This is a genomic window from Virgibacillus carmonensis, assembly GCF_057836705.1.
On the sequence record NZ_JBYQFJ010000051.1, the window covers coordinates 1 to 11,951 of the forward strand.

General features: G+C 38.6%; 11 protein-coding genes. All 11 read right to left on the bottom strand.

The window, feature by feature from the left end; genetic code table 11:
* Positions 1–109 precede the first annotated feature (109 nt).
* Positions 110–415 carry a sporulation transcriptional regulator SpoIIID gene (spoIIID, locus tag AC3G7N_RS19745; RefSeq protein WP_489423879.1) on the bottom strand — a complete coding sequence of 102 codons (306 nt, stop codon included), beginning with the start codon at positions 413–415 and terminating at the stop codon, positions 110–112.
* A gap of 703 nt (positions 416–1,118) precedes the next feature.
* On the bottom strand, positions 1,119–2,150 hold the full coding sequence (locus tag AC3G7N_RS19750) for an AimR family lysis-lysogeny pheromone receptor (protein WP_489423880.1): 1,032 nt from the start codon (positions 2,148–2,150) through the stop codon (positions 1,119–1,121).
* A 168-nt stretch (positions 2,151–2,318) separates the two neighbouring features.
* Positions 2,319–3,314, bottom strand: a complete 996-nt coding sequence (spoIIQ, locus tag AC3G7N_RS19755) for a stage II sporulation protein SpoIIQ (RefSeq protein WP_489423881.1) — start codon at positions 3,312–3,314, stop codon at positions 2,319–2,321.
* Between the two features lie 118 nt (positions 3,315–3,432).
* Complete coding sequence (gene spoIID / locus AC3G7N_RS19760; RefSeq protein ID WP_489423882.1) at positions 3,433–4,560, bottom strand: stage II sporulation protein D; 1,128 nt, start codon at positions 4,558–4,560, stop codon at positions 3,433–3,435.
* A 398-nt stretch (positions 4,561–4,958) separates the two neighbouring features.
* Positions 4,959–5,894, bottom strand: a complete 936-nt coding sequence (locus AC3G7N_RS19765; RefSeq protein ID WP_489423883.1) for a C40 family peptidase — start codon at positions 5,892–5,894, stop codon at positions 4,959–4,961.
* On the bottom strand, positions 5,895–6,998 hold the full coding sequence (locus AC3G7N_RS19770; RefSeq protein WP_489423884.1) for a mandelate racemase/muconate lactonizing enzyme family protein: 1,104 nt from the start codon (positions 6,996–6,998) through the stop codon (positions 5,895–5,897).
* A gap of 30 nt (positions 6,999–7,028) precedes the next feature.
* Entirely contained in the window at positions 7,029–7,949 is a 921-nt protein-coding gene (locus tag AC3G7N_RS19775) for a S66 peptidase family protein (protein WP_489423885.1), read from the bottom strand.
* A 110-nt stretch (positions 7,950–8,059) separates the two neighbouring features.
* Positions 8,060–8,884: a D-aminopeptidase DppA gene (dppA, locus tag AC3G7N_RS19780; protein WP_489423886.1), complete on the bottom strand. Its 825-nt coding sequence runs from the start codon at positions 8,882–8,884 to the stop codon at positions 8,060–8,062.
* A gap of 163 nt (positions 8,885–9,047) precedes the next feature.
* Positions 9,048–10,370: a UDP-N-acetylglucosamine 1-carboxyvinyltransferase gene (murA, locus tag AC3G7N_RS19785; RefSeq protein ID WP_489423887.1), complete on the bottom strand. Its 1,323-nt coding sequence runs from the start codon at positions 10,368–10,370 to the stop codon at positions 9,048–9,050.
* Between the two features lie 33 nt (positions 10,371–10,403).
* A complete protein-coding gene (locus AC3G7N_RS19790) occupies positions 10,404–11,123 on the bottom strand; it encodes a YwmB family TATA-box binding protein (RefSeq protein WP_489423888.1) in 720 nt (239 codons plus the stop codon).
* Positions 11,124–11,350: 227 nt separating this feature from the next.
* The gene (locus AC3G7N_RS19795) at positions 11,351–11,581 is read right to left on the bottom strand and encodes a DUF1146 family protein (RefSeq protein WP_489423889.1); all 231 of its coding nucleotides are present in this window, start codon (positions 11,579–11,581) and stop codon (positions 11,351–11,353) included.
* Positions 11,582–11,951: the final 370 nt, after the last annotated feature.

The window sequence follows — 11,951 nt, forward strand, 5'->3', positions numbered from 1 at the left end:
CGAATGTTGATTTATCAGATGAAGCGTTGATATCCCAGCTCGAATGTTGATTTATACTATAAAAAACCCCAGCCGTTGTCGCGCTAGGGTTCTCAATTGTCCACTTATTCTACTGTTTAATGGTTGCTGCGTTTGCGGTATCAAGTTTGATTGGTCCGGCGTTTGCGGGTTTGATTTTATACTTTTTTCGTGTTGCTTCGCCTCCGCGGAGATGTCGGATTGCTTTGTGGTATTCAAGAATATCTTTGACTTGATTGGCAAGTTTTGGGTTAATTTCTGGTAAGCGTTCTGTTAAGTCTTTGTGGACTGTGCTCTTGGATACACCAAATTCCTTTGCTATCATTCGGACGGTTTTCCTCGTCTCCACGATATGATTGCCTATCCTGATTGTCCTTTCTTTGATGTAATCGTGCACACCATTCGCCTCCCTAAGTTGATAATTCCGAGGTGTGAAATGAGACAAGGTGATTCAGTTAAATTGTGGCCGTATTCTTTTTTTACAAACGTACTAATTCATGTACTGAAAAATTAAGCCGTTATGACGCAACTTCAGATACTTAAGCTTTCGAAACAAGTCCAGCACACTTACATGAATTTATAAGGAATAAAATATATGTATAGGGGGTTGGCTGCTACTTTTACCTACATGCCACACAAGCTCTCACCTCAGACATTACTGAATGCTTGGTTTGTAACATTTTATTACTTGAAAGAGCTGTTTATGATTAAATTTATCCCTTTTCCATAAGGGACAAGAAGTATTTTTTGAAAAATGGTACAAAGGGGGGAAAGGACACTATTGTTTTTAAGTGAAAGGATAAATAAAAACGAAAAAAAGAGTTCCCATAAATGAGAACTCTCCCTTTAAAAATGAGGCCACTGAAAAAGTGGTGGATTTCAAAAATTTAAATTTTCATCTTAACTTAGCATCTCGAATATACGGAGACTCCAGATTAGAAGCAAGAGATCGGCGAGACCCCGCAGGACGGCAGTCCGAGGAGGATCGACACTCGCCCTAAGGTGCGTGAAGTATATTCGTAGATGCGATGGTAGACCCACATATTTTGTACTATATTTAACTTTTCCAGCTGCCTCTTAAAAATCAACCTGTTTTTTTATTAAGCACCCATTTCCTGTAAGGCATGAATCGCTAGTCTGCTAAAGAAATGATCACTGCGCTTGTCAATAAAGGTGTTATAGGATTGATACAATAAGTTTTTATCGTTTGTAGCTAGTCCCATATAATAAAATCGAAATGGAGAATCCAACGGCAGTTTTCTTAATATACTTTCTGCTTTTCTATGATTTCCCTTCGCAATCTCGATATGGGCTTGTTCGCTTTTATCGCTAGTTGAAACTCCTGTAACGTTTTTGTGATGCGCTGAAAGAAATGGAATATTTCTGTTTTGAATAAGCTTGATCTTATCCACGAAACCATGTTCTATTGAAATCTTTTTTGCTTCTTTCAGGTGATGCATGCCTTGTTTGTATGTGTCGAACGTATAGCTCAGCGCCAAATTTATATTCACCGACACTTTTGTCTCGGGATTTTGTGTGAAATTTAATACCCGAAAAGCATATTTTCTAGCAGTAATTAACTCGTTACGTGACCAATAATAGATGAATAACAATTGATATAACCGCGAGTTAAAATAGGATAAGATAAAGGGATCTCTAACAGCATCATATAATTGCTGTTGCCTATCTATGAAGTTTCCTATTTTTCCAAAGTCACGCATCGTATAGCTGGCCGAAATTTTCACAAATTCTATTAAACATTTTACCTCTGGTTCATCACTTTGGAGAGAGGATGCGCGGTATATTATTTCTTGTGGCGTTAATCTGTCTAACTTTCGATCGATCATTAATTGATAGACTGTTGCCCATTGATTATTTGAATTATTCCCCGACTTGCTATTTTTATCAATTAGAATTTGTAAATCATTATAAAAGCCATTCATGTACAAAAATTCCATGCCTTTTTTCATAATCTCGCTTTTATTGCTTTGCAAACATAACTTTCGGACCAATTCTAGTACTGTTTTCTCATCGTGCTGTGTTGACAACATGGAAATCACGTGTTCTAGCGACAACTTACCATCGTTTGAAATGGAAAGTATAGAGTCAGTTACTAATGTGTTACCGTTCATAATACTATTTTATTCCCCTTACTTTAGTAGCTTTACTTATCCCTGACTAATATTATCATATTTCCTATAGATAGATATGCCTAATTCATCGACAAACTTCGCACAAACAAAACAGAAATAAAAAAAAATAGCCCTTTAGTAAATAAAAGGCTATTTTTCAACTAGGTTTTAAGCGCTAGCACCTGATGTAGATGATTCTGCATCGTCATTCGACATTCCGTCTTCTTGGTTTGTTGAATCATCAGGAGTCGTGTTTTCGTCCTGTTCTGTTGCATCATCTTCTGCAGGATCCTCTTGCTTCATCCCGTCTTCTTCTGTCCCACTGCTATCATCGGAATTAGTAGTATCGTCTGGTGTTCCACTAGTTTCTTCTTCAGGTGTAGTAGATTGTTCATCTGAATCTTCTGGAGTTGTCGTGCTTTCCTCCTGTGTTTCATCTGATTTAGTATCATCGGAATCTGATTCAGACTTTTCTTTTGCCTTGATTTCGCTTACTGGTTGGTTAAAATACGCTTCAGGATTTACTGATTCTCCACCTTTTCGGATTTCGAAGTGGACATGAACACCATCTTCTGAACCGAATAAGTTTTGACCAGCTGTTCCAAGTACATCACCTTGCTTTACATTGTCCCCAGCTTTGACACTTACTTCTTCAAGACTAGCATAGTACGTTTTAAGGTCCTTATCATGGGATAGTGTTACTACATTTCCCAATAATGGATTTTCTTCTACCTCTTCAACCGTACCACTTAATGATGCTGTTACATCAAACGTTTCGTTACTTGAAGCTGCAATATCAACACCTGTGCTTTGGTAGTATCTGCTGTTGTAAAGAACAAGCGAATTTTTCTGTGCCTCTTCATCTGCGTTGTAGTCATAGAATTTAGTTACGATTTCTGCTTGATCTTGGTTACTCACAGGCATTTTAACAACTTCCTGTTGCTCCATAACGGTTTGTGCTTCCTCACCGAATTCATCTGTTGCGGTTTCAGTTGATTCCTGAGTATCTTGTGTTTCAGGAATTTGATTTTCCAAATTCTGATACCACACAACAAACGTTAAGAGTAGAGCAGCTACCGTTAAATATACTGCTGGGAAAAACCACTTCTTGCGAAAAATGCGACTCCACTTGTTTTTTGAACCGCTATTTTTTTCCTCTTTCATAGATCATCACCTCAACAACCATTCTGATCAGAAAAAGGAAATTATATACATAGCGATAAAAAAATTTTATGCAATCACGTAGTATTTGTAGAAAAGCCTTAATTATGCGTTAAATATTTTAGCGTGAAACTAATGTTGGCGCAGTATCACTTACCTTGCTTATCTCTACACCTTTATAATAATAAGTTAAGATATCTTTGTACCCTTTTCCATCTTTAGCCATAAAATTTGCACCGTATTGACTCATGCCAACCCCATGCCCATTTCCTTTAGTCGTAAAAATCAAGTGATCATTTTTCTTCTCTATTGTAAAGTCGCTTGATTTAAGGCTTAGCTTTTCCCGAACATCTTTCCCTGAAAATGTTTTATTCGCGATATTAATTTGATCAACACGCTGGCCATCTGTACGTGATATCTTTAAAGATAGTGCTTCCTCATCTGGAATATCGATTCCTAATACACTTTCCACTTCTGTTATTGGTATTGTTTTTTGATTTAAAAATTTAGGTGATTTTTTATCCCACGGGCTTTCAACACTTCTTAAATAGGCGATTTCATTTTCCCAATAATCCTCTGAGTTTTCCGTATACCCATTACTGGTGGAGAAATAGGATGGGTCGATCGGAACATCATTATAAGTCAAAATTTCACCTTGTGTTGCCGCTACCGCTTTATTTATCTTACTCATTTTCTCATCAAATTCTGTTCCGAAAATTCTGCGAAGGTCCTCTTCATCTTTATATACCTGATGCTGAACGGTATCCGTGACAGCGGATCCAGTGGTTGCTGGCTCATGGAGCATGTGTGTAACAATATAGGTACGTGCAGCAAGTGATTGAGCCTTTAACGCTTCTATTTCAAACTCAGCTGGCATTTCCGATGCTACAACCCCAGCCACGTATTTTTCCAATGGAACGTTCTCAACCTGTTCAGAACTGGCCCGCATCACTGCGACAGATACCTCAGAATCCTTGACATTTAATTCTGGAGTCTGCTGCTCCAATTTGTCTGTAATTGCCTCCTGATCGTCCATATGAATATAAGGAGCTACAATTAGCGTAGGCATAATCAGAATGATCATAACCAAACTACCAATGATCAAGAAACTCGGTCTTTTTATAAAGGATACGGCCCCGGTTCCTTTAGTATGCTGTGTTTGATTAAATTTTTGCTTATACTTAAGTGCTTTCTTGCGCTCAATATAAGCATAGGTGTTTTTCTGTTTCCGTTTTGATAAATTGTTCATTGATTGCCTCCTTTTGTGTTAATGGTTGATGTAGTAGTGGATTGGTTATTAAAAAATAGCAATCTCCTTCTAGTATATCTACTATTAATCGTATACATTTTTGGAAAACAATAGAACAATAAATTGGATTTTAATGGTGAGAAGGTAAGCGGGAGATTTGAGGTGGGCGTTGCGAAGAGTGGGGATTTTCCCCTTCACTAAAAGTAAGAAAAGCACATGCGCCTTGAAAGACACGACAAGCATAAGCAGAGCGGTGCAGTGTGTGTGCTTTGCCCGCGCGTAAGCGAACTGCTTATGTCTCCAGTGTCTAGGCGCTGGAGCTAGACAGTTAATCGCCAAATTTTATACTTACTTTGCTCTTAAGATAGGGAACCACTACAGTGGCCCCCAATTATCCATTATGATTTCCAGTATCGTCTGGCCGCGCAAAGTTCTTTTTCATAAACTGTTCCTTTTAAATCCGTGATTTCAACCAATTTCCCATTTGTCCGTGAATGAATCATTTTTCCTTCTCCATAATAAACTCCAACATGATGCAACTTTCCTTTTCCTTCATCATAAGCAAAAAATAACAGATCACCTGGCAATAGGTTTTCAACTGCAACAGGCTCTCCCGCTTCCGCTTGATCGGATGCATCGCGTGGGATTTGATAACCACAAGCCTTATGGGTCGCGTAACTGAAGCCGGAGCAATCATACCCAAATGAGCTCATGCCACCCCAGAAATAAGCGAGATTCAAAAATTGTTCTCCACACTTTACAATTTCATCTCCACTCTTTTTTTGCAATCCTTGTTGTGTATTATAAATATGAACCGCTTCGTTAGGCAAAAGTTTTGTGCCATGTGGTGTTGCAACTTCTACTTTCTTCGGATGCTCATTTAATACTGGTAAACACGTCATATAGCTCAGTTTCAAGAAATTTTCACCTTGATCCGCTTCAAGCCATGCTTTTTTTGAAACAATTGCAGCAGATTTGGGTTGATTCCAATACGTTTTTTCTAATTTCTGAAGTTGGGCTATTGGTACCAATCCTGGATAGCCACGTGAGTTCTTATGGGATGGCTGGGACGGGATAACGACGTGCGCCCAGTCTCCATCAATTTCGGTAATCTCAACTATTTCCCCGTACAAAAGCTGGGACTGAACGCGGTTCTCAGTACATAAAGCTGTCTTCTGTTCTTGCGTTAGTTTTGTTAGCCAATGCTCTATATCTGTTGGACTTGATAAGCCAGGTTCATCCATGATCCGGGCCGATTCCTTTGATGTCCAGACGGTTGCAACCTGTACCCCAACAACCCATAATGAATCTTTATCAAACGCCAGATTCGTCATTTACTTCATCCCCTTCTGCAAAGATTCATCGTTTAATTTTTCGATCCCGAGTCCTGGTCTATCGTTTAGATGAATTCGTTTTCCCTCGTATACGATGCCACCTTCGATTACGTCACCCGTAAGCATTAATGGTGCATCAAAGTCAAAACGCGTGATATTTGGCTGGCTTGCCGCGAAATTGGCTGCAGCTGTGATGCCAATTTTTGTTTCTATCATACTTCCAACCATGCATTCGATGCCGTATATGTCTGCTAGTTTTGCAATTTTCATTGCTTCGTGTATCCCACCAGCCTTCATTAATTTGATGTTAATTAAATCAGCACTGCGCGTTTCTAGAATGTGTTTTGCATCTCTTGCTGAAAACACACTTTCATCTGCCATAATCATTGTATCTGTGTTATCTGTTACGTGTTTTAGCCCTTCGATATCATGTGCCTTTACTGGCTGTTCTACAAGCTCAATGCAAAGACCGCTTTTTTCCATTTCATTAATCGCTCTAACCGCTTCTTTCGGTTTCCAGCCTTGATTTGCATCGAGTCTAATCAAAACGTCCCTGCCAATCTTTTCTCGGATTGCCGTGATACGTTTGATGTCGGTGTTAATCTCGTCCTTACCCACCTTCACTTTCAAAACGGTAAAGCCATTCTTACAATAATCCCCGGCATCAGCTGCCATTTGTTCTGGATTGTTCACGCTTACCGTATAATCGGTCTCAATTGCTTGGTGATATCCACCTAAAAACTGTGATAATGGTAGTTTCGCGTGCTGAGCAAGACAATCATACAATGCCATATCAACTGCAGCTTTAGCACTTGAATTGCCAACGATCGCCATATGTATTTTTTCAAAAACTTGCTCGCTTTGAAGTAGTGGTTGTCCCATCAAAAGTGGTGTCATCACTTTTAAGATAGCGTAATCAATACTCGCCAGGGTATCACCTGTAATAACGTGGGTTGGCGGTGCTTCCCCGTAGCCTACTATACCATTGTCACAAGATACCTTTACAACAACTGTTTCGGCCACTGTTACCGTTCTAAGTGCCGTTTTAAATGGCGTATGCAACGGAACAGCAAGATAGTGTGTTTCGATTTTTTTTATATTCATTCGTTTGCCTACTTTCTGGGGACAGACCCCTTATCTCACACCAGGGTCAATTTTCACTACTTTTCTATATGTGTCTATTGTTGCCGTGGTACCCAGTGGAATTGCAAAGTGGGGTTGACAGTGTCCAATCTTAAATCCTGACAATACAGGGATTGGCAGATTTTTAAAATAGTCGTAAAAAACCTGTTCCAATGTTAAGGAATGCTTATCTCCCTTAGGCTCCGCGTTTGAAAAGTCTCCCACAAGTATACCAGCTGCATCTGCTAATTTACCCGCCTGTTTGAGCTGATTTAACATGCCGTCTACCTTGTATGGTTCTTCATCCACGTCCTCAATCAACAGCAATTTTCCTTTTGTATCGATCTCATATGGAGTACCTATTGCACTTGCCAGTAATGATAAATTCCCACCAACAATCGGGGCTGTAGCACTACCAGAATTAATAACCGTAAGTTTTGAAGCTATTTGTGAATAGATAAGTGTTGTCGGCTCAAACAATTGTTCAAACTGCTTTAAAGACAGGTCATGAAAATTATCCTTACCCACATCAGAAGCAGCCATTGGCCCATGAAACGTGACGAGCCCTGTAACTTGGTGGACAGCTGTATGTAAAAAAGTTATATCACTATAACCCCACATTATTTTTGGATTTTGTTTGATTAAATCATAGTTGATCTGTGGTGCAATTCGCGGACTACCATATCCGCCGCGCGCAAATATAATTGCTTTAATGGTAGGGTCGGCGAACATGTCATGAAAGTCACACAGCCGTTCCTCATCTGTTCCAGCTAGATAGCCATGTACATTCGTTATATTATTTCCAAGCCTGACATGGAGTCCCATTCTTTCAAAAATAGGGATGGCACGTTGTAAGTTTGCTAGATTTGGTGGTCCTGCTGGTGCAATAACGCCAATTACGTCACCTATCTGAAGTCGTTGTGGTCGTAGCATAAGTTCCCTCCTTTTCAGATTGGATCTTTCCCGAATTTCCAAGCTCACTCCGAACAGTTTAGTTACAATTGCTGATAATTCCAACCAGTAAGGGCCATCATCTCATTCACTTATGAAAAAGACGTATTCATCGCAAGCTCCGTCATTACAAGCATTGCTCGGTAGGCTTCGATAATATCTTTCGCTTCATATTTTACGATTGTGGTACCCGGTTGAATTGTTGTTCCAGGCATTAAGTTTGCCCATTCTGCTTGACCGTAATTTGTAAATTCAATTTTTAATGTCGGATTTTCAGGCGGCCTTAAAGGTTTCACATTGTGCTTGTTTTCTAAGGCTTGTGTTACCTTTTCGGTCAAAAGTTCTCCAGCTTTTTTGGGTGTCAAGCTTTTGACGGCCGACCTAGAAATGGTTTGTTTCACAGCAGCTGTTGTGATGTTAGGAATTAGCTCTTCCGCTTCTTTTGCAGCTTGATCATCACCTGCTACCATAAGAACTGGTACGCCAAAATGACCAGCTACATATGCATTAAATCCGAGTTCGCCAATTGGCTTATCATTGATGAAAAAGTTCCTTACAGCGTGAATCATGGCATGTGACATGACACCGAATTGACCTGCCCTCGCATGGTAACCAACGAACATTGCTCCCTCAAAAGATTTATCAAGTCCTTGCATCATGGAATATGGTTTTACATCTCCTGTAATTAACAGAGCATCTGGATGAAGTTGATCAATCAACAGGTTATTCATTTTTGAATGGCTGTCATTAATAACTATTTCTGAGCAACCAAACTTATACCCAGCATCTATTACGTAATTGGTTTCTGCAGTCATAATTTTACGTCCCCGGTCATAATTATGTTGTGTGGAATCCACATATGTATAATCGGGTAATCCTGTAATTCCTTCCATGTCTACTGACACATATAGTTTCATAACTAATCCTCCCTCGTAAATAAAATAATATAGATTAAGTATACTAAAAATACTTAATCTTGTATGAATATTTTCATTATAACTTGTCAATAATAAAGATAAATAAAGTGTACAAAAAAACAGATGAAGCATATACTGGCTTCACCTGTTGATGGTAATAAAATTATTTCGCAATCATTGAATCAATATTATTAACTTGTTGTTGGTATGAATTAACGACATCGCCATTTTCGTCGACACGTTCAATGTCTGCACCTAGTGAAGCAAGTTTCCCTGCAAAATCAACATAACCACGATCAAGATGTTTTAATTCGGTTACGCGTGTAAATCCTTCTGCCTTGAGACCTGCAATAATTAATGCAGCCGCAGCACGAAGGTCAGTTGCTGCTACCTCAGCACCTTGTAGATCACTAAGTCCTTCGATAATCACACTTCGGCCTTCAATTTTCATTTTAGCATTCATACGACGAAACTCTTCCACATGCATGAATCGATTTTCAAAAACTGTTTCCGTGATAACACTTGTACCTTCCGCGCATAGCATAAGTGCCATCATTTGCGATTGCATATCAGTCGGAAATCCTGGGTGTGGCAAGGTTTTAATATCCGTTGCTTTTAATTCACTCGGACCAATAACACGAATTCCATTATCCTCTTCCTCCACAATTACGTTCATTTCTTCTAACTTTGAAATCACTGAACGTAAATGTTCACTTACTGCATTCTCAATTAAAACATTTCCACCTGTTACTGCTGCTGCGACCATAAATGATCCAGCTTCCACACGATCTGGGATAATAGGATGTTCTGTACCATGTAGAAACTCAACACCTTCAATACGGATTGTTTCTGTTCCGGCTCCAACGACTCTTGCGCCCATTTTATTTAAGTAATTAGCTAGATCTACTATTTCAGGTTCTTTTGCACAGTTTTCAAGAATCGTTTTTCCTTCTGCTAATGCAGCAGCCATCATGATATTTTCGGTTGCACCAACACTAGGTACATCCAAATAAATTTTTGCGCCTTTTAGACGGCCAGCAACATTTGCTTCAACAAAGCCGTTGCCAACATGAACATCTGCACCCATCGCTTCAAAACCTTTTAGATGCAAATCAATTGGACGTGATCCAATTGCACATCCACCAGGCATTGCAACTTTTGCATGACCATAACGTGCAAGTAATGGCCCTAAGACCAATACAGAAGCGCGCATTTTACGAACATATTCAAACGGAGCTTCCGTTTTTAATTGTTTAGATGCGTCCACTGTTACTATATTATTTTCAAACTGTACATCAGCGTTCATATTTCGGATAACTTCATTAATTGTGTACACATCTGCGAGCGTTGGAACATCTGTAATAACGCTCTTTCCTTCACTTGCTAATATACTTGCGGCAATAACAGGAAGGACAGCATTCTTAGCACCTTCAACCTTAACAGTACCATTTAATTGATTCCCACCGCGTACGATGATCTTTTCCATAATCCAATCTCCTTATGTTCCATTTTCACTATATTAATATTCATTAATTAGGATAGGTGTTCCTACCGTTAATTTCGTTTCTCCATTTGTAGTATCTGTAATTACAATATTTACATTCACTGGTTTATCCAAAATTTCCAATTTCTGTTGCCATAAAGGTGTATACCCGTAAATCATTTTTTTATTCATGGATTGTTCAACGTTGTCATTTTGTGTCGTAAGATGTTGTAATTGCAATTCCTTTTTCAACAAATCGACCAAAGAAGCACTTCTAATTGTATCATTACTCATAGTTGTCAGACAAGCAAATTTTGTGACATTTCCACTAAAATATTCAGATGAAATTGACCTTTCCAGCTCTAGGTATCTATCCTTAATCGTTTCATTCCATTTGGATCCTGAAATTACAGAAATAAGTTCAGGTTTATACATATTATTTTTTGGAATAATGATAGTATAATTTTCGACAATAGCTGCAGTTTTCTGTACGTTTCTAAATGAATATTTTATTACATTTTCGTCTTCTGAATAAGAGTCTAAATAACTATCTTCCAGCTTATTAACTAAACCTAGTAATCTATCCTTTGACATATTTTCTTTAAACGTTACTTGCCATTGATCCACTTGTAAATTTGCTTGACCAGTTAAATCAGCTAAGTGAGTCATTTCATCCTGTGTAAGCGTTTTATTATGGGCCGAAACCTGATTTGCAAGACATAATATAAGTATAAAAATAAGTCCGATTTTTTTCATAAAAAAACATCCCCCTCGTTATCTATATATCTAGTATGAACAAGAAGAATGAAAATAATACTGTATTAACTTTTGATTTCTGTTAAGAAAAACTCAGGGCGCCTTGAAAGACAAGCATAAGCAGAGCGGTGCAGTGTGGGTGCTTTGCTCACGCGAAAGCGAACTGCTTATGTCTCGAGTGTCTAGGCGCTGGAGCTAGACAGTTAATCGCCACTGTTTATACGCTGTTAAAAAAGAAATGATAAATCTTGTGACCATGAGAAAAAGTCTAGGAAGAAGCGACTTACACCAGTTCCAATTACAATGGTAACAAACAGAAGTAAAATTCTTGCTTCTATTGCACGACCTTTTCGAATAATTGGATCAAAATTAATTGTTTGCACAACCCGCCACGTAATTGCAATAAAAATCAGATGAGAAATCATACTTATTATTGCGTGTTGTCCGATGAAATCCATAGTTAACACCCTTATGATTTGTGACTTATAAAATAGTAGCACCGTTCTTTCTAATTCCCCTTGCTACTTTGCCATTAAATCCTTGAAAAGTCAACGATTTGGCGATGAAAACTACGCTGTAATTTGATGAAATGTGAAGTGAATAATGTCGATATTTCCCGGGCAATATTATTTGTAGGATATTGTAAAAATTGGTTTTACTGGTCAATAGTTTTGGAATGATCAATTGGCGGAGCGTTATTTACTGGGTTAGCGTTGATATCCCGGATTGAGTGTTGATATCCCTGATCGAACGTTGATATACCAAATTGAGTATTGATATCCCTGATCGAACGTTGATATACCAGATTGAGCATTGATATCCCTGATC